This window comes from Streptomyces sp. NPDC101132 (genome assembly GCF_044759225.1).
Taxonomy (GTDB): domain Bacteria; phylum Actinomycetota; class Actinomycetes; order Streptomycetales; family Streptomycetaceae; genus Streptomyces.
Genome location: NZ_JBIVYX010000002.1, coordinates 383,614 through 402,500 on the forward strand (window position 1 = coordinate 383,614; position 18,887 = coordinate 402,500).

At 67.9% G+C, this 18,887-nt stretch carries 13 protein-coding genes; 6 read left to right on the forward strand and 7 right to left on the reverse strand.

The annotated features are described in order from the left end of the window. Nucleotides 1–48: 48 nt before the first annotated feature. The gene (locus ACIQUR_RS05950) at nt 49–771 is read right to left on the reverse strand and encodes a hypothetical protein (RefSeq protein ID WP_403659874.1); all 723 of its coding nucleotides are present in this window, start codon (nt 769–771) and stop codon (nt 49–51) included. On the opposite strand from ACIQUR_RS05950, the gene ACIQUR_RS05955 reads away from it, so the two are divergent. From ACIQUR_RS05955 to ACIQUR_RS05970, 4 genes are all read left to right on the forward strand, one after another. Then, nucleotides 667–1,176 carry a hypothetical protein gene (locus ACIQUR_RS05955; RefSeq protein WP_403658927.1) on the forward strand — a complete coding sequence of 170 codons (510 nt, stop codon included), beginning with the start codon at nt 667–669 and terminating at the stop codon, nt 1,174–1,176. The two genes, ACIQUR_RS05950 and ACIQUR_RS05955, sit on opposite strands and share 105 nt — an antisense overlap. Further along, on the forward strand, nt 1,116–2,936 hold the full coding sequence (locus ACIQUR_RS05960; protein WP_403658930.1) for an RHS repeat-associated core domain-containing protein: 1,821 nt from the start codon (nt 1,116–1,118) through the stop codon (nt 2,934–2,936). The genes ACIQUR_RS05955 and ACIQUR_RS05960 overlap by 61 nt, the downstream gene beginning before the upstream one ends. 1,136 nt (nt 2,937–4,072) lie before the next feature. Beyond that, nucleotides 4,073–4,297, forward strand: coding sequence for a hypothetical protein (locus tag ACIQUR_RS05965; RefSeq protein ID WP_403658933.1), 225 nt, complete (start codon nt 4,073–4,075; stop codon nt 4,295–4,297). A 61-nt stretch (nt 4,298–4,358) separates the two neighbouring features. Beyond that, nucleotides 4,359–4,874 (forward strand): hypothetical protein, encoded by a 516-nt coding sequence (locus tag ACIQUR_RS05970; protein ID WP_403658936.1) that lies wholly within the window; start codon nt 4,359–4,361, stop codon nt 4,872–4,874. A 683-nt stretch (nt 4,875–5,557) separates the two neighbouring features. Here ACIQUR_RS05970 and ACIQUR_RS05975 read toward each other — a convergent pair. The 6 genes from ACIQUR_RS05975 to ACIQUR_RS06000 all read right to left on the reverse strand — a co-directional run bounded on the left by ACIQUR_RS05975 (nt 5,558) and on the right by ACIQUR_RS06000 (nt 16,100). After that, entirely contained in the window at nt 5,558–5,785 is a 228-nt protein-coding gene (locus ACIQUR_RS05975; RefSeq protein ID WP_403658939.1) for a hypothetical protein, read from the reverse strand. A 44-nt stretch (nt 5,786–5,829) separates the two neighbouring features. Next, on the reverse strand, nt 5,830–6,009 hold the full coding sequence (locus ACIQUR_RS05980) for a hypothetical protein (RefSeq protein WP_403658941.1): 180 nt from the start codon (nt 6,007–6,009) through the stop codon (nt 5,830–5,832). Between the two features lie 92 nt (nt 6,010–6,101). Next, the gene (locus tag ACIQUR_RS05985) at nt 6,102–12,341 is read right to left on the reverse strand and encodes a DNRLRE domain-containing protein (protein ID WP_403658944.1); all 6,240 of its coding nucleotides are present in this window, start codon (nt 12,339–12,341) and stop codon (nt 6,102–6,104) included. A gap of 743 nt (nt 12,342–13,084) precedes the next feature. Continuing rightward, nucleotides 13,085–14,200, reverse strand: coding sequence for an SPFH domain-containing protein (locus ACIQUR_RS05990; RefSeq protein WP_403658947.1), 1,116 nt, complete (start codon nt 14,198–14,200; stop codon nt 13,085–13,087). A gap of 28 nt (nt 14,201–14,228) precedes the next feature. Next, a complete protein-coding gene (locus ACIQUR_RS05995) occupies nt 14,229–14,666 on the reverse strand; it encodes an NfeD family protein (protein ID WP_403658950.1) in 438 nt (145 codons plus the stop codon). A 216-nt stretch (nt 14,667–14,882) separates the two neighbouring features. Next, nucleotides 14,883–16,100 carry a cation:proton antiporter gene (locus ACIQUR_RS06000; RefSeq protein ID WP_403658953.1) on the reverse strand — a complete coding sequence of 406 codons (1,218 nt, stop codon included), beginning with the start codon at nt 16,098–16,100 and terminating at the stop codon, nt 14,883–14,885. 518 nt (nt 16,101–16,618) lie between these two features. On the opposite strand from ACIQUR_RS06000, the gene ACIQUR_RS06005 reads away from it, so the two are divergent. Both ACIQUR_RS06005 and ACIQUR_RS06010 read left to right on the forward strand, forming a co-directional pair. Continuing rightward, entirely contained in the window at nt 16,619–16,912 is a 294-nt protein-coding gene (locus ACIQUR_RS06005; RefSeq protein WP_403658956.1) for a hypothetical protein, read from the forward strand. Between the two features lie 384 nt (nt 16,913–17,296). Then, nucleotides 17,297–18,841, forward strand: coding sequence for an alanine/glycine:cation symporter family protein (locus ACIQUR_RS06010; RefSeq protein WP_403658960.1), 1,545 nt, complete (start codon nt 17,297–17,299; stop codon nt 18,839–18,841). Nucleotides 18,842–18,887 lie beyond the last annotated feature (46 nt).

Here is an 18,887-nt window from a genome sequence, read left to right on the forward strand (position 1 = left end):
GTCCGAGGGCCGGCGGGCAGCAGTCTGCGAATCGCTACGGGGCGGGGATCAACCGATGGCCTGGTACCCGGAGAAGGCCTCGGAGGCCGTCATCCGGCTGGTTTCACCGCTGGCCGTCCAGTCCGCCCAGTAGCGGATGCGGCCTGACCCCTTGGTGGTGAGCCACAGGTCGAAGCGGCCGTTGTTGTTCAGGTCGGGTACCGCGACGAACTGGGGCACGTCCTCGATGCTCCAGTTGTCGGGTCCGACCTTGGTACGGGATTCGAGGCTCAGGACGTAGTCACCTGCCGAGTCCCAGCCGCCGTTGAACACCCAGAGGGCTCCACCGATGTCCGTCCGGTCGTACCGCACGAGCAGATCGGTGATCCCGTCCTTGTTCCAGTCGCCGGGGGCGCCGAAGGTCACGTCCGCCACGGTGGAACTTCCGGAGGAGATGGGCGCCTCGCTGGTGCCGGCCAGCAGGATGGGGTTCGTCTCATCGATGTAGGTGGGACCGTCGATGTCACCGACTGCGAGGATCTGCTTGACCCCCTTGCTCCAGTGGTTGTTGCCACCAAAGCGGACTTTGAGGTCCTTCTTGTCGTAGTCGTAGTCGTAGTCGTAGTCGGAGTCGGAGCAGTTGCTGCACGCGTACCCCCAGCCGGTGTTGGGGTGGAGCCACAGCCGGTGAGTGTTCGTCGCGGTGTCCTTGCGCAGGGCTACGAGGTCCACGAATCCGTCTTCGGTCCAGTCGACCACCCTCCAGTACGGCGGCGACCGGACGACCGTCATTCCTCCCGCGGGAGGAACGGCCACCACCACCATCACCGACGCGCTCGGGCGCAAGGTCGAGCAGCGGGCCTACACCAGTGCCGCCCGCACCGAGTTCGGGGCGACCACGCGTACGAGAAGCACGGCAAGCTTGCCAAGCTGACCGACCCGCCGAAGGTCGACTGGACCTGGATCTACGACGCCCGGGGCCGGCAGACCACGGCGGTGGACCCGGACAAGGGAACGTCCACACCGGCGAGCGGCGCCCGCACCCAGAAGATGACCTGGAACGCGCAGGGCAACCTCGAAACCGTCACCGAGGGCACCAAGAAGACCTCGTACACTACGACCCGGAGGGCAACCGCGTGCTGGCACACGACGCGGACGGCTCCAGGACGGCCTACCTGCCGGGCGGCAACGAACTGACCCTCTCCGCAACAGGCTCCAAGACCGCGGTGCGTTACTACACCCACGGCGGGGAGACGGTCGCGGTCCGCACCGGCTCGGGCATCAACTTCCTCTTCGGTGACCAGCAGGGCACAGCACTCATCGCCGTCGCCTGGGGCGCCGGCCAGGCCGTAACCCGCCGCAAGCAGCTCCCCTTCGGCGGACAGCGCTCCAGCACGGGAGTCAACTGGCCCGGCGACCGCGGCTTCGTCGGCGGCATCCAGGACCCCACGGACCTCACCCACCTCGGAGCCCGCGAGTACGACCCCCAACTGGGCCGCTTCCTCTCGGTCGACCCCCTGCTGATCACGGACGACCCCGCACAGCACAACCCGTACATCTACGGCAACAACAACCCCGCCACCTTCGCAGACCCCACCGGCGAGGCCTTCCCCGAGTGCCGCTCGGGCCAGTACGTTTGCAACGGCAGTGGCACCGACGTCATCGACTACGGCAAGAACTACGTCCAGATCACCGAGGGGCAGGGCGGCACGGTCTCCCCGGGCTACGTCAAGCAGCAGAACCAGTACCGCTACACGTGCAGCAAGGACCCCGACTGCGCCGCAGCATCGGCCAAGGCCCGCGCCGAAGCCGACCGCAAAGCCGCCGAGGCCCAACGCAAGCAGAACGAAAAGCAAGCTGGTTTCTGGGGCAGCATCAGGAACGGCGTCAGCAAGGCCTGGAACGCCACCGCCAGTGCGATATCCGATAACTGGGATGAGATAAAGCTGGGGCTCACGATCGGTGGATTCGCGGCCTGCGTGGTCGTATCTGCAGGGCTCTGCACAGGGATCGGCGTCATCGCCGCAACAATCATGTACTACGGCGACCGCAAGAAAACGGGAGAGCCGTTCGATTGGGGCGCCTACGGCAAAACGCTGGCTTGGACGGTGGCGGGAGGAGCAGTGGCAGGCGGCGTCGCGCGAGCCTTGGGCACACCCTGGACCGGCGCGTTCACTGCGAACGCAGTGGAGCGCGCGACAGTCCGCGTACCCCTGTACAGAACTAAAATGGGTTACGGGTCAGGCCCTGGCGGCGGGCGAAGGGGATGGGTAAGCCAGCCGGTCAAGATGGTAGACCCGAGCAGAAGCGCGGTGAATATGGGCATAAATGCCCAGCTCGCCCTGGGGATTCTGTGGTGCCGGAAATGCCAGCGCGCTGGCCGGGAGGGGGTGTTGAGCGAAGTGACTGGCAAAGTGCTCGTTGAGAGCAGGGAAGTCGTCTTGCGTCGCAGGTCGTGGCGCTGGTTCTTCTGGGGTGGACTTGCGCTGGTCTGGCTCATGTTCACTGACGTGGCCCTCTCCGCCTTCCAGGCGGCCAGTTACGGTGACGTCTCGAACTCCGTGGCAGCGGCATTCGGTATTACGTCGGTCATGCGGAGGCTCGGGAGTTGCAGGGTGACGCTGCTGGCGGATGCCCTGAGGATTGATAATCCTCTCAAGTCGTATCTCATTCCCTACGGCTCGGTGCTCGAAGTGTCCGAGGTGCCGACAGGAGGGCTTTCCGTCAAAGTTGACGGCGGCGAGGAGTATGCTGCGTTCGCATTCGGCGGCTCTTTCGTTGATATGGTTTTCAGAACAACCGGAAAAGCTGCCGTGGAGATCAACAAAAGGCTGCCCCCAAGGCGGGGCCGCTCGGTGGGGCAAGGCGTAGTGGTCGCCAACATCCGTCGCTGTTGGTCGGCAGACATCTCGGCCGGCCTGGCGGCAGTTGGCGCGCTGAGCGCCGTCATCCTTTGATAAGGCGGCGGCCGGCGCGTTCCCTGAAAGGCCTTCAGGTGGAGTGAAGCGTCTGGCTGGATTGCGGGAATCGGCAGCCTCAACGCGGATATCCTTCCGGTGCTTGTCCGGCTACGCCTGTGCTGGGCATGTAAGAGCGGAAGATCCGACCTCTTGCTTACGCCGAGCTGCGGGCTTATGAGGCAAATTGCGGCATGGTGCCGGATAGCTGCTGAGTGAGGTGCCGATGTACGGAGTCTCGGTCTTCGTCCTGGGCATGTTGGTATTGGTCGTAGCGAGCAAGGGAAGGCGTGGCTGGGAAAAATGGACCCGGGGTGAGCGTTGGGGTGCCTGCCTTGGTGCTCTTCTGGTGGTGGTCGGTCTGGTCTTGATGGATCAAAGCCAGTAGTCCGGTCCCGTCTGCAACGACTGCGCCGGAGTGCTCGGCCTTAGTAAACGCTGCATGGGTACGCCTGGGGCCGCCGAGCGTCGGCATCTGTTCGGTGACGCCTGTAAGGGCCACCGTAGCTGCCAGTCGGCGGTCCGGGGATTCGGTGCCGGGTTGGGGCGGGTTCACCCGCGGGCGTACTGGTAGGTCTCCACGTACTGGCGAGTGGCCCGGGAGAGGGCGTGGATCGCGCGCGGCCACGTGTGGACTCGGAGGCGATATCACACCGCGAGGGGTTGGGTGACAGCTGCCGCGGTGGGGGCTGGGTCCGTTGTCGCGGCAGGCGCTGTGGGCAAGGCAGGAATGTTGACGGACGCGCACGTTGGGTGTGGATTTTGCGGAGCGGGTGCCGTGAGCGCATTCACAGGGCGTGGGTTCTGCATGTGGGTGAGGCCAGGCGATGATCAGGTCGGAGCGGCGAGTTCTTCGCCGAGTATCGTGGCCGATTCTCAGTTGGGGTGGCATCGCGCTGATCTGGCTGCTGACGGGCGCGGCGCTGCCCTCTGCCTGGCGGCGGGGTGGATACGGCGAGACCCTGCCCCTGATCGCTCTCGCATTGGGGCTCGCTTGCCTCCTGAGGAGGATCGGCAGTTGCCGGATACTACTTCTGCCCGATGCACTCAAGGTGGATAATCTGGTCCGTTCCCATGTGATCCCTTACGAGTTGGTGAGGCATGTTGGTGCCGACCCTCGGGGCGGACTCACGATCGTGACCGACGACCTGACGGAAGTCTCCTCGTTCGCGTTCGGAGGGTCACTCATCGACCTCGTGTTCAAGACGACACCGAAGGCCGCCGAGCGAGTTCGCGACCGCGTGCGCAACAGATGCGGTGTTTCAGAGGCAACTGCTGTCGTACGATTCCGTCGCTGCTGGACGTCAGATGTCCCGGCGGGATTGGCTGTCCTTTCACTCATTCTCGCGCTGACCCTCTGACAGTGGCCGGCCAGGGTCTGTCGAGTGCGGAGGTCCGGTGAGGGGAAGGAAGCGGAAAGTTTTGCGCCGGAAGGTCTTCGTCACCCTTTCTTCGCTGTTCACGGTGCTGCTCGGGGGGTTCGTCCTCGTGGCGTGGGTGAGCATGCCCGGCGGTGGGGGGGACGTGGATGCACTGACGGTGATGGCCGCGTGCCTGGGTGGGATCGCCTTCATTCGGCGGATCACTGGGGCGCGAGTCGTACTTCGCGAGGCACTGGTGTCGGTGGTGAATCCGGTTCTCACGTACGACGTCCCCTTTCGTTGCGTGGCCAAGGTGGAGGTCGACAGCGGCGGGACCCTGCTCATCACGACCACGCAGGGGACTGAGATAGCAGCGTTCGGGTTTGCAGGCTCGATCACGGACCATTTCGTCGGGTCCAGCAGTCGGGCTGTGGACCAGATCAAGTCTTGGGCCGTCGAGCGTCGGCATCAGTCCGGTGGCGCCCGTACTGGCCGGCGCTACACCCGAGCCTGGCTGGCCGATGGCTGCGCAGTAGGAATGCTGCTCTGTGCTGGCCTCGCCCTGGTCAATGGCTGACCAGGGCGACTGGGTCTTGGACATCCGAGTTCGAGGTGCCATGAAGAGTTGGATGCCTGCCGGCTCCGGTGGGCGAGTCCTGCGCCGCTTTTCCTTCAGAGTGCTCTCGTTTGCCAGCACCGCCTTCCTGGGGGCTGCGGCGGCCGGGGTTGCCCTTGTTGAGCGAGGTCGTGACGGGTCGCTGATCGGGATCGCGGTGATCTGTTGGACCATTTGGTTCACTCGCCGGATAGCGTGCTCCCGCGTACTCCTCGGCGAAGGGTCGGTGACCGTCGTCAACCCGGTTCGGACGTACGTCGCAAGCTATAGGGCTATCAAGGCGGCGGAAGCAGGCCGCGGTGGCACGTTGGTTCTTCGGACCTGGGGAGGCGAGGAAGTCTTCGCGGCCGGGTTTGGCGGATCTCTCATCGACCGGTTTGTGCGCTCAAGTGACCGGGCGGCCGCGCGGGTGCAGGACCGCCTCCCCAAGGGTGGGCGTGGCCCCACAGATCGGCGCCCCGTCGAGAAGCGCCTCACTCGATCATGGATCGCGGACGTGTGTCTGGTCATCGCGATCTGTTGCCTGGTTTGGGAGGGGCTGGGCGGCCGGTGAGTCGCCGTTTCACCGATGAGGCCTCGGAGCCGCCCTTCTGCGAGCGGCCCGGGTGGCCCTCGGCTGTGGCCGAGGGCGCGGGCGCGGTTGCTCAGGCGCGGTGGCCGGCGAAGAGTTCCAGGTGGGCGCAGGTGGGGCAGCGGAAGGCGTCGATGCGCCAGGTGGGTCTGCCCATGCGCTTGGCGCCGCCGAACATGCCGAGTTCGAGGACGCCCTGGATCCAGCGGGCGTAGCCCCGGGAGTGCTGGCCGGCGTCTTCGACGAAGCCGGGTTCCAGGCCCACGGTGCCGCAGTTGGTGCAGCGGAAGGTGTTGTCCACGCCCGCGAGTGTAGGTGCGGGCCGGTCTGCGTCGGGGGGCTGGTTCACGGGGTCTTCGCCGCCTTGCGCTGGAAGTACCAGGCGAGGGCGAAGCTGCCGGTGGCGGTCCAGAACAGGGGCGCGCCGAAGGCGCGGTCGAACGCCGTGGTGAAGACGACGCCGAGGGCGGCTTGGAGGGTGGCCAGGAGGGCGAAGGTGGTGGCTGCGCGCTGGTGGACGGGCATGCGGTGCTCCGGGGATGAGGATGCGGCCGGGGAACGAAGGGCTCGTTCCCCGGCCGCGGTTACGGGTTCACCTCAGGCAGGGTGCTGCTGGGTCAGCAGCCGCCGCGCCAGGGGTAGGCGTACCTGCCGAAGGAGTACCGCGGGATCCACCACTTGGTGTACACGCTGGCTCCGACGTTGATGTGCAGGCACTGGCCTCGTGCGGCCGCCCATTGGGCGATGAACTGGATGGACGCTCCGATGATGGTGATCAGAGCGGCCAGCACGCCCAGGACGGGTGCCGCGGGCGGGAAGAGGAACGCCAGGAGGCCGAGGACGGCTCCGGCGATGGTGTAGGTCACCCAGCCGTAGCTGCCGATGCGGTACGTCCAGCGCTTGTTCGCCACGATCTTGAGGGAGACGCCGCCGACGCCGGTGCCCCAGTTCGGGCCCCAGTAGGAGGCGGAGATGCGGCCCCAGGAGTAGTACTTGGTCTTCGAGCGGCTGAAGCGGCCGTCGAGGTCGGTGCAGTTGACCGGGTCGCCCGAGCAGTACTCGTAGGCGTTGGAGTTGCCGCCGTAGACCGGGTCGATGGACAGGAAGCGTCCAGTGCCCGGGTTGTACAGGCGCACGCCCATCAGGATCGTGGACGTGACCGTCTCGGCGGAGCGCTGGTTCTGGCCGAGCCAGCCGTAGCGGGCCTCGGCCTGGCCGACGCGGGCCTGGCCGTACTCGTCGTTGTCGAGCGCGACCGGGGCGACGGCGGTGTCGAGCGGCAGCTGGAGGGCCACGTCGCCGTGGATGTTGGCCAGCTGCAGCACGGTCTGGCCGGTCTTGCCGGTGATGGCGCCGAGCGGGCCGCCGAGGGACTCCACCATGCGGCTGACGGTGCCGGTGGTGTTGTCGGTGATCCAGCGCGGGGTGTCGCCGTCGCCGTCGAAGTGGTTCACCTTCGACTGGGTCTGGGTCCAGGTCGAGCCGCTGCCGGTCTCCACCGTCCAGGAGCGGATGCGGTGGGCCGCGTCCAGGTTCCAGGTCTGGCGGGAGCCGTTGGCGGTCTGCTGGCGGACCAGGTCGTTGGTGTAGTAGCCGACGGTCGCGCCGCCCGGCAGGGCGGTGGTGCGGCCGAAGGCGTCGTAGGTGTAGCCGCTGTTGGTGATGCGGTCACCGCTGTCGAAGGTGTTGCTCGTGGCGGTGCCGCCGGTGGTCGGGCAGTCGGCGCCGGGGGTGCCGGTCGCTGTGGTGAGCCCGGTGCGGTTGGCACGGCTGTCGAAGGTGTAGGTGCGCAGGGTGCACACCGTCTCCGAGGTGTCGGCGACCTGGGTCAGGCGGCCGGCGGTGTCGTAGGTGTACTCCTGGTCCGACCAGCCGGAGTGGCGGGAGACCTGGCCCATGCCGGTGCGCGCGACGGAGTCGCTGTAGACGGCGGCGCCGTCGGAGTCGCGGGTGTAGGCCCGCAGGGTGACCTCGCCGCCCGCGTCGCGGACCTGCTTCATGGTGTAGCCGCCCGGGAGCGACTCGCCGGCGACGTCGCCGTCCGCGGTGTAGGTCGCGCCGAACGCGCCCGCCACGGAGTCGGTCACCTTGGTGGCCAGACCACGAGGTTCGGCGGTGTGGTCGTAGGTGTACGTGACCGAGGACGGAACCGAGTCGCTGACCTTGGTCGGGCGGTTGAGGTTGTCGTACTCGGAGGTGGTGGTGCCACCGTCGGCGTCGGTGTACGAGATCTGGCGGCCCAGCTTGTCGTAGACGCGGGTGATCGTGCCGGCGGTCGGCGAGGTGGTCTTGAGGACCTTGCCGGTCTCCGGGTCGTACTCGGTGGTGGCGTCGGGCATGGCCGTCCCCAGACCACCGGTGGTCTTGGAGGAGATCGGGCGTCCGGCGTTGTCGTAGGTGATGGTCACCGTGCGGGTCTGGCCGTTGGCGGTGTCCGTGGTCTTCGCGGTGCTTCCGAAGAAGTCGTACTCGAAGGTGGTGGTGGGCAGCTGGGCCGGCTGGGTGCCGGCGACGGTGCCGCCCGGGGCGACCTGGCAGAGCTGGTCCGCCCACTCGGGGCGGCCCTGGCAGGCGCCGGTGCCGGTGGCCGACCAGTAGGTCGACACACGGGTGGTGGCGCTGGTGGCGGTGGCACCCGGCAGGATCTGCTTAGCGACACGGCCTTCGGCGTCGTACTCGGTGACGGTGGTCAGCGCCTTGCCGGTGGCGTCCTCGATGGACTTCGTCGGCAGGCCCTTGACCCAGTCGAGCTCGGTCTTGGCGACCTTCTGGTCACCCTGGACCGTCGGGTGCTCGCGCACCTGGACGCCCGACGTGCTCGTGGTGAGCTGGCCCTCGACCTTGGCGGAGCCGTCCGTGGGGCGGCCCTCGTCGTACGCGTTGACCAGCCACGGGCGGGCCGTGACCGAGGTGCCGGCGGCGACCAGCTGAGTGCCGCCGGAGCTCAGCGCGCGGGCCAGGTCGACCCGGCGCAGCGGCTGGAGCTCCTCCATCAGGCGGGAGCCGTCGGTGCTGTAGACCGAGCGCAGCGACAGCAGCTCGGCGCGCTCGGCGCTGGGCAGGCCGGCGATGCCGAGGTCGGCGAGCTGCGCCTGGTCGGCCGGGGTGAGGCCGAGGGCACGGGCGCGGTTGCCGGCAGAGAGCTGGCGGACGGTGTTGCCGTAGCGGTCGTACTCGATGGTGCTGATGTGGCCGCCGGGCTGGGCGGTGTTCACCGGCTGGCCGGAGGCACCCAGGTAGTGGATGCTGGCCCGCTGGTAGTCGCCGGCGCCCAGACCCGAGCCGGTGTTCGCGGCGGGGACGGAGTCGGCGGGGAACACGGCGGTGGCGTCGGTCGGAGGACCGGTCTGGCCCCAGGCCTTCACGTCGGCCGCGCCCATCTTGTACGGGGCGGTGGTGCCGGTCAGCGGCACGTCGTAGACGATGCTGGTGGTGGCGGTGCCGTTGGTCTGGGTCGCGCTGCCCGGGGTGAGGGTGGCGCGCTCGGCCTTCAGCAGCATGCCCTCACCGGCGGTGGCGGAGTTGCCCGCCTTGCCGTAGGTGAAGTTCCACGGCAGCTCGGTGCTCGGAGCCAGCGAGTTCACGCGGCCGGCCGCGTCGTAGGAGTACTGCGTCTGCGTGCCCTGCGACAGCTGCGGGTTCCACTGCTGGCGCAGCTTGCCGCCCGCGTCGTAGCGGTACGCGGCGACCGCCTTCGACGTGGCCGCGGTGGCGCCGGGCTCGGTGGACCAGAGCTTGATCTCCTTGACCTGGCCCGCGAAGTCACCGAAGTCGGCGGCCGTGGAGTAGCCGGTGGCGGTGGTAGCGGTCGCGTAGACGAACTCCAGCACGCGGCAGCCGCGGGTGGTGGAGTCGGCCTCACAGGTCGTGCCGTTGACCGCGGAGGTCGGCGCGATGATCTTCTTCGGCCGGACCGCGGGCTTGCCGGCGACGGTGGTGTTCTCCCACACCGTGGTGGTGGTGGAGTTCGTCAGACCGTCGATGTAGACGGTCGACGCGCGCCAGGCCTGGGGCGAGGTGCCCGGGACCGGGACGAAGGTGGTGACGCGGCCCTCGCCGTCGCGCAGCGTGAAGTTGCCGGTGAACGAGCCGGTGAGGGTGTAGTCGGACAGCCAGGCCTCGGGGATCCAGCCGGTCTTGTCCTTGTTCGCGGTGAAGTGGTACCGCGTGTCGTCGCCGATGACGGAGATGCTCAGCGAGGTGTCGGAGGTCTTGACCAGACCGCCGTACGGGGAGCTGACCTGGCTGCCGGAGGCGCCGTACAGCCACTCCTTGCCGAAGATCGCGGCCTGGCCACCGTCGGCGCCCATGAGCTTCGACGCGGCCTGCGGGTCGCGGGAGGAAGCCGTACGGACGACCGACATGCCGAACGCGGCGGCGTCCTTGCCGGAAAGGGTGTAGTCACCGGTCAGCAGGTTGAGGGAGCCGGGGCCCACCTCGGTGCCGGCGGCGTCGTCACCGTCGCGGTTGACGACGACCTCGAGCGGCTGGGTGGCGCCGGTCGCGGAGTTCGGGCCGGTGAAGTCGGCCTTGATCTGCACGGTGCCGTCGGGGTTGACGGTGTCGGTGGCGTTCCACACCAGCGGGGCGTTCTTGCCCGCGGTCAGGTTCACCGGCCACGCCGTCAGGGCCGTACCGCCGGCCGTCACGTCGCCGGCCGGGATCTGCACCCACGGGTCGGCCTCGGAACGGCGCCAGGAGAAGGACACCTTGTCGTACTTGCCGCCGTCGGCCTCGGCGACCAGCGGCAGGCGGCGCGCGGTGCGCGTGCCGCTGTTCGGCTCGACGAATCCGCCCGGGCCGGCGTGGAAGGTGTAGCCGAGGGGCTCGGACTTGTTGTCGGCCTTGTCCACCGAGCGCACCTGGAGGGTGTGCGTGCCGTCCTTCGGCGGGGTGACGGTGATGGCCTTGGCGGCGGAGGATCCGCCGGTGGCGACCTTCGTCCAGGTCACGCCGTCCAGGGACCACTCAAGCCAGTTGTGGTCGGCCGCGGGCGGGGTGACGGTGAAGACACCCGGCTGGCCCTGGCCCTTGACCCAAGAGGTCGAGGGGTAGTCCGTGGAGGTGATGCCCGCGGGCGCGGACGGAGCGGAGGTGTCGACCGTGAAGGTCTTCCACTCCGACCAGCCCAGGTTGTAGTGCGTGCCGTCGTACGGGCTGCTGCGGAACTGGTACGTCTTGCCGTTGGTCAGCACGCCGGCCGGTACGACGACCGGGGCGGGCTGGCCGGACGGGACGAACGCCGAGCGCAGGACGGCGCCGACCTGGGTGTTGGTGGCGGTGTCGAAGATCTGGTACGCGCCCTGGATCGTGTCACCGTTGGGGTCGACGAACGTGTCGCGCAGCGTGGGCGTCACGCTGTTGACCACGTAGGCGCCGTTGTAGGAGAAGAACGGCGCGCCGGCCTCCTGCTTGGTGCCGGTGCGCGGCCGGTAGTTGTAGGTGACCGTCAGCTTCGGCACGTTCGTGGCGGCGTTGGCGGAGTTGACCCGCTTCCACTGCCCCGTGATGGTCTCGTCCGCCGCGCGCAGGCCCATGTTGGACTTGGCAGCCTTGGCCGACGCCCACTCCTGCACCATCGTCGTGACGTTGGCGTTGATCCAGCCGTCCGGCTGCGTCGAGCAGGAGGAGTTGCCCCTGGTCTCGGAGGAGGTGGCCTTCTTCGCGATCCACGACGGCTGGGCCGTCCACCGCGAGGAGGTGGTCGCCGCGCCGGTGGACCACACGTCCCACGGCTGATTGGGGCAGGAGGTGCCGGTGTAGTTGCCGGAGTGGAAGTTCCACAGCGACAGCTTGGCGTCCATCACCAGCGCGTCGGCGATCGGCGCGGTGTTCCAGGAGATGAAGGAACGCGCGGTGCGGTAGGTGCCGTCGGCGTTCTTCGTACCCGGGTTGCCCAGGTCCAGCTCGGTGTCGGTGGACCAGTCCACCGTCTCGCCCTGCTGCACGTAGGTGTCGAAGACGTTCGACAGGGACGAGGTCGAGGGGTCGACCGTGACCGGGTACTTCGTCTTGGGGTCCGCGAGGAACTTCGCGTCCGGGGTGACGACGAGGTCGATGGAGGAGCCCTTCTGGACCACCTTCATGTCGACCTTGACCCGGCGGGTGTGCTCGCCCGAGACCGGGTCCACGGTGGCGTCCCACATCACGGGAGCGGGCATCACCGCGGTCTTCTTGGACTTCTTGTCCGTGAAGACGACGCTGCCGTCGGCCTGCTGCGTGGCCTTCAGGCCCTTGGCCTTCAGCGGAAGCGTGTACGAGAAGCCGGCTGCGGAGGGCCGCTTCTTGAGCTCCACGAACTGCTCGAAGCCGGTACGGGTCGCCTCGACGACCACGTCCGCGCCGGGCACGGCCTCGGGGTAGGTGGCCTTCGTGCCCTCCAGCACCGGGGCGGGCAGACCGCCCTTCCACTGCAGGGTGATCTGCTGGTCGCCCTCACCGAGGGTGACCAGGTCGACGGCCTTGTCCGCCTGAGCGGCGGCCAGGGAGGCGGCGCGCTTGCCCGACTGGCCGGCCAGCTTCAGCCCGTGCGGATGCGCCTTGGGCTCCACCACCCCGTTCGAGCCGGCCACCAGGTCCAGGTCCACATCGCGCCACTGGCCGCTGTCGTCCCGGTACCGGGACGCCCCGGCGGTGATCTCCGTGGTGAGCGAGCCGTCCTTGTTCACCCACGTGGTGGACGTCTCGGTGCGCTCCGACAGCGCCTCGACCCGCTTGCCCGACAGGCGGGCGGCGACGCGGGCGGACGCGATGTCGGCGGCCTGCGTGGCGTAGGTCTTCGGTGCTGCGGCGGGCTTGGCGCGGTCCAGGGACGCGGCGAACGCCGCGCTGGTGCCGTCCAGCAAAGTGACGGCCATGGCCAGGGCAATGGAACCGGCTATATACCGGCTGCTCCCCCCGGACCAAGGCCGCTCGCGCCACTTGGGCGCGAACGATTGAACCCTCATCGATTCCTCGGTCTCTCAAAAACAGCACCACAAGGCAGTGGCGCAGAACCAGAAATCTATAGGCAAGTAAATTGGACATAAAGGAGATCCGTAACGCAAGAGATCATTGCGTTCCGCAATGTGGAGTGACCTTTATCACTTGCTCCGTGGTGTTGGTTCCCGGAAAGAACGCGATCTCCCTGAGGGTCATACGGGAGGAAACATGCAGGTGAACGCCGCAGATCGGAGAAGCCGTCCACTGGGTGGAGGTCCGAGCGTTTTCCTGGACTCCCCAGTGGGCCTTGAAAACACTCGTCAATTGCGCGTCGAGAGACAGTAATCCCAAGGTGGCCACAAGAAGCCAAGGGGGCGCGCAAAAGGGAGGCCTCGCAGGAATTGGAAGCCAGCATCGAGAGTGGCGGCTACGGCTGTTCGGGAGCGTAGTCGAATGCGAGGCAAGCCCTTATGTGATCCGTCGGCAAGATAGTTGGCATTATCTTGCCGACGGTCGGCAATGGGCTTGGTGGCGGGAGTCGGACGCAGGCTGGGGAGTCAGTGGTGGCGGCCGGAGCCGGATGGCCCGACCGGGCGATCGCAGCCCAGATGCTCAGCGAGGTGTCGGAGGGTCCTGGCCAGACCGCCGTACTTCGCCAGCGTCAGGATGCCGTGGGTGCTTAGCCGCCGGAGGTCTTTCCCCGGCCCGGCACCTGAGACGCCCTCGCGGACGCGGCTTCGGCCTCGGCCTTCGCGTCGCTCACCACCTCGGCGGCCTGCTTTGCGACCTCATCGGCGGCCGCGGCTGCGTCGAGTGAAGACGGCAGGCCCGCCGCCAGCTCCGGAGCCCCGGCTTCGTCCCACGCGGCGCCGGTATCGCGGGTGGTCGCGTCCTCCGGTTGCGCGGACGCGGGAAGCCCCATCGTCGACTGATCGCCGAACGCGTGGGTAACGGCGCGAACTGCCTCGGTCAGCTCGCCCGGGATCACCCAGAACGTGTTGTTGTCGCTCTTCGCGAGATGCGGCAGCGTCTCCAGATACTTGTAAGCCAGGATCTTTGGGTCGGCGTTGTTGCGGTGAACGGCTTGGAAGACGCGTTCCACGGCCTTCGCCTCGCCGTCCGCCCGCAGGATCATGGCTTGCTGCGTGCCCTGTGCTTCAAGGATGTCCTTCTGCTTCGTGCCCTCTGCGGTAAGGATCTTGGCCTGCCGCTCCCCTTCGGCGTGCAGGATGGCCGCGCGCTTGTCACGCTCGGCCCGCATCTGCTTCTCCATCGCCTCCTTGATGGTGTTCGGCGGATCGATTTCCTTGATCTCGACGCGGTTGACCCGGATGCCCCACTTGCCGGTGGCGTCGTCGAGGACGGCCCGGAGGCGGGCGTTGATCTCCTCGCGTGAGGTGAGCGTCTCTTCAAGGTCCATCGACCCGATGACGTTCCGCAGCGTGGTCACGGTGAGCTGATCGATTGCCTGCAGGTAGTCGGCGACCTCGTAGGCCGCCGCTCGGGGGTCGGTGATCTGGTAGTAGAGCACGGTGTCGATGTTCACCACGAGGTTGTCCTCGGTGATCACCGGCTTGGGGGCGGAGGAGTACACCTGCTCGCGCACGTCGAGTTTGGTGTTGACGCGGTCGGCCACCGGCACCACGAAGTTCAGGCCGGGCTGCAGCGTCCGCCGGTACCGGCCGAACCGCTCGATGTTGTAGCGACGCGCCTGCGGGACGATCCGCACCGTGGCGGCCACGAGGAAGACGACAACGATCGCCGCCACGAGAACCGGGATGACAACAGGATCCACAATTCCTCCCTCGGGATGGTCCAGCCGTTCAGGGAAGGAGCTCGCGGGGGTAGACGACAGCAGTAGCGCCTTCGATCTCCATGACCTCCACCAGCGCTCCCACGGGGATTACCTGGCTCTCGTCCAGCGCCCGAGCGGACCAGTCCTCACCGGAGACTCTGATCAGGCCGCTGCTGGCGGTGACTTCCTGCATCACCTCGGCCCGCCTGCCGATCAGTGCATCGCTTCCCTCACGGGAGAGGGGTGCCTGTGCCATGTGCCGCACCGCGACAGGACGGACGATGACGAGGCCCGCTGCCGCTGCCACCCCCAGCGCCACGAGCTGGGCGAGGAGGCCCATTCCCAGGCCGGCAACCACGGCGGCGACCAGCGCGGCACCCGCCAGCAGCCCGAGGACGAGCGTCAGGGTGAAGAACTCCGCGACACCCAGTGCCGCGGCGGCGAGCAGCCATACGAACCACGGCATCGAATCAGCCTCCCTCAGGGGACCTCACCATCGACATACCCGGATGAGCCGGGACAGAACATGCATACCCTGTGCCGGTCGTGTCCTGGCCCTGGACGGGCTGGACCTGAGTCACGCCCGGCGAGGTGTTCGGGTTCCTCAGCCCGAACGGGGCCGGTCCGCAGCTCATGCCAACGGGATACCCGCGCTTCCGGCCCCGCCCGGCGTTCTTCCCGGTCATGACGCCTGCCCGGCCGGAAGCGGCTCGCCGACTGCGATGTCGCTGTCCTCGTCGACGTGGAAGAGGCGGGCGATGGGCACGTCGGTGCTGCTGTGGGCGATGATCGAGAAGGCGATGCAGACGGCGATCAGCGTGTAGGCCTGCTGGCCCTGAGGAATGCCGGCCTGGAGGACCAGCAGGCCGTAGACCACCGAGGCGAAGCCCTTGGGGCCGAACCAGGCCGCCACCAGCTTCTGCCGCCGCTCGAACCCGGTGCCGATCAGCGAGAGGAGCAGGGAGGCGGGGCGGATGAGCACGATCGCCAGCACCACCGCCACGTACCCGCCGAGGGAGAGGTCCCCGAACAGCTGCGGGGTGAGCAGAGCGCCGAACACGAGCAGCGCGGCGAACTTGGCCAGTTCCGCCAGGGCCTCTCCCAGGGGCTCGAAGGCGGTCTTGGCCTGCGGCGAGACCGCGGTGAAGACGGCGCCGGCGGAGAAGGCGGCGAGGTAGGGGTTGGCGTGGGTCAGGTGGCACAGCCCGTAGAGGATGATCCCCGTGGCCAGCGGCAGCAGCGGCTGGAGTTTCTGCTCGGCGCCCAGCAGCCGGAACCGGATCAGGGCGGATACCGCCAGCGGCAGCACGATCCCGAAGACCAGGCCCAGCGCCAGCTCCAGGCTGATCATGCCGAGCGAGGCCTCCGCCTGGGCCGACGTGGGTCCGGCGGCGGCGATGAGGATCAGCACCACGGGCAGGGCGAGGCCGTCGTTGATGCCGCTCTCCACGTTCAGCAACTGCCGTAGCTTCGCCGGGACCTCCTTGCGCCCTACGATCGCGGAGGCGAACACGGGGTCGGTCGGCGCCAGAACGGCACCCACGAGGAAGGACGTCGTCCAGTCCAGGCCCACCAGGTAGTGCGTGATCAGCGCCATGCCGACCATGGCGAGCGGCATCCCCAGCCCCAGCGCGCGGGCCGGGTTCTTCCAGTTCTCCCGAAGCTTGGGGAACGAGACGTGCATCCCGTCGGTGAACAGCACGGCGAACAGCGCGAGATCGGCGGTCACGGCGACGATCTCGCTGTCGGCCGTGATGTGGATCAGTCCGAGGAAACCGTCACTGACCAGTGCTCCGCCGAGCAGGAACAGCAGCGATGTGGAGAGCACGGTCCGGGCGGCGAGCCCGGACAGCAGCACCGCGACGAGCAGTGCGACACCGAAGACAGCGACGAGCACCATGACGAAAGGCCCCGATCTGCGAAGAGAGTTGTCCCCTGATCGCCGACCAGACTTCCCGGCACGCCACCGCGGACTTTACAGGCCCCTCACGGTGTGTTGACGAGTTCCTAGCGGCAGATTTACGAGGCCCACGCTGCCGACGGTTCCCCTGGCCCGTGACGTGCAGGTGCCTGTAACGTGCGGCCGACGCGCCGGCATCCGGCGCGTGGTGTGCCGGGAAGTCTGGTCGGCGTCTCCTTGGGGCCTCGGTGCCCTCGAACAGTCCGATCCCCGGAGGAACGCTGCGATGCGACGACGCCCGAACATGCCATCCGAGAGACGAATCGGGATGTTCCTGACCGTCCTCGGCGTTCCGTTGAGCCTGGCCGGCGCAGCCTTCTACGTGCTCCCCGGACCCGGCTTCCCTCCCCTGGTCATCGGGCTGTCGCTCCTGCTCACGGGGCTCGTCATGATCGTCTCAGGCCCTCGCCGCGGCTGACCACCCCCACCCATCCCGTACCCGCAGAAGGACCGCCCCCGTGAAGTGGCAGTGGACCGGCCTGATCGTGTTCTCCCTGACCCTGCTTCCCGCCGGTCTGGCGATGGTCGCCGACCGGGTTCCGTACCGTCTGCGGGCCCGCCTGGCGCCGGTCCGGGCCCGGGGTGCGGCCCTGCTCTTGATCTACGCGACCGTGCCGGTCAACGCCGTACCCCGGCTGGCCGGCGCTTCGCCGGACACGACGCTGGTGTGCACGGCGGCCGGCGGTGCACTGGCGGTGGCGGGAGCCCTGGTGCTCGGCACGGCGACGTGGCGGACCGGGCGGGTCAGCTGAGCTCGGCGAAGGTTTGATTGTCTCTGCGGTGCACCGACCGGTCGCGCCGACGCCGCGTCCGCTCAGGAGAACCTCAGATCCGGATAACGATCGGATCACCAAACCTGCGTATATGCCCCAAACCGATCACCCGCGTGACCTGTGTCACTAAAGAGCGCGTAAATAAGAATGCGCAACTCCGCTTCGGCCCACCCCTCGCCGGAGTAAGGACCGCCGGCACGCACCGGCAGCACCACCAGCACGACCAAGGCGCCTTCCCCGGTCCGAGTCCGCGGAACCGGCGGCGCCACGGGTCGCCGATCGGGCAACGGCGTTCGCTCAAAGCCCGCATCTGCCACCGACGCACCGCACTGCGCCGGTCCTGCGCCATCGAGGTTCTCTCAGATGTCACTCGACTCCATCACCACCTCCGTCGACGAGGCGGTCAGCGGATTCTTCGAGCCCATAGCCAAGTGGCTCGGCGAAGTCGTCTTCTACTCCGTCCCCGTGGGCGGCACGCAACTCCCGTTGATCGTCGCCTGGTTGGTCGTCGCCGGTCTGGTCTTCACCGCCTGGTTCGGGGGCGTGCAGATACGCAAGTTCAAGCTCGCGGTGAACGTGGTGCGCGGCAAGTACGACGAGAAGGGGTCGACCGGCGAGGTCAACCACTTCCAGGCGCTGACCGCCGCCGTCTCCGGCACCGTCGGTCTGGGCAACATCGCCGGTGTCGCGGTCGCCGTGTCCATCGGCGGCCCCGGGGCGACCTTCTGGATGATCCTCTGCGGTCTGCTCGGCATGGCCACGAAGTTCGTCGAGGTCACCCTCGGTGTGAAGTACCGCGAGGTGCACGCCGACGGATCCGTCTCCGGCGGCCCGATGCACTACCTGCCCAAGGGCCTCACCGAGCGCTTCGGCGCCCGCGGCAAGACCCTCGGCAAGATCCTCGCCGTCCTGGCCTCCGCGTTCGTGCTGTTCTTCGGCCTCTTCGGCGGCAACCTCTTCCAGGTCAACCAGTCCTACGCCCAGCTGGTCTCCGTCACCGGCGGCGAGTCCGGCATGCTCGGCTCCTCGGCCGGCGCGCTGTTCTTCGGCATCCTGACCGCCGCCCTGGTCGGCATCGTGCTCTTGGGAGGCATCCGCTCGATCGCCTCCGTCACCAGCAAGCTGGTCCCGGCCATGGCCGGCATCTACATCGCCGCCTGCCTCGTCGTCATCGCCGTCAACGTCTCCGCCGTGCCGTCCGCGATCTCCACGATCATCGAGGGCGCGTTCAACCCGCAGGGCGTCGCCGGTGGTGTCCTGGGCGCGCTGATCATCGGCTTCAAGCGGGCCGCGTTCTCCAACGAGGCCGGTCTCGGCTCCGCCCCGATCGCCCACTCCGCGGTCAAGACCAAGCACCCCGCCAGTGAGGGCCTGGTCGCCCTGCTGGAGCCGTTCATCGACACCGTGGTCATCTGCACCATGACCGCGCTGACGATCGTGATCGCCAACCCGGCCAGCTACGCCGAGGTCCGCAAGGGCGGCGACTCCATCGGCGGCGTGACGATCACCTCCGACGCCTTCGCCACCGTCCTGCCCTGGTTCCCGTACATCCTGACCATCGCGGTCATGCTGTTCGCCATCTCCACGGTGCTGACCTGGGGCTACTACTGCATGAAGGCCTGGACGCACCTGTTCGGCCGCAGCAAGGCCAGCGAGGTCACCTTCAAGGTCATGTACACCCTCGTCGCCGTGGCCGGCTCCCTGCTGACCCTGCAGACCCTGATCGACATGGCCGACGCGGTGCTCTTCATGCTCGCCGTCATCAACATCATCGGCCTGTACCTGCTGGCCCCCGTCGTCAAGCGGGAGCTGAACAACTTCCTCGACTTCGTCCGCCGCCGCGACGCCGGCCTCGACACGGACGCCGACGAGGACGAAGACCAGGAGCCGGTGAAGACCACCGTCTGACCGTCCCCCCGGCGGCCCGGCCCCTTTGAGGGCCCGTACCCACCCT

Bases quoted from the DNA above. Each gene is read 5' to 3' on its own strand.
- ACIQUR_RS05950 (WP_403659874.1), bottom strand. From the start codon at position 771: ATGACGGTCGTCCGGTCGCCGCCGTACTGGAGGGTGGTCGACTGGACC.
- ACIQUR_RS05980 (WP_403658941.1), bottom strand. From the start codon at position 6,009: ATGCCCGTCCACCAGCGCGCAGCCACCACCTTCGCCCTCCTGGCCACC.
- ACIQUR_RS05985 (WP_403658944.1), bottom strand. From the start codon at position 12,341: ATGGCCGTCACTTTGCTGGACGGCACCAGCGCGGCGTTCGCCGCGTCC.
- ACIQUR_RS05995 (WP_403658950.1), bottom strand. From the start codon at position 14,666: ATGCCGTGGTTCGTATGGCTGCTCGCCGCCGCGGCACTGGGTGTCGCG.
- ACIQUR_RS06000 (WP_403658953.1), bottom strand. From the start codon at position 16,100: ATGGTGCTCGTCGCTGTCTTCGGTGTCGCACTGCTCGTCGCGGTGCTG.
- ACIQUR_RS06010 (WP_403658960.1), top strand. From the start codon at position 17,297: ATGTCACTCGACTCCATCACCACCTCCGTCGACGAGGCGGTCAGCGGA.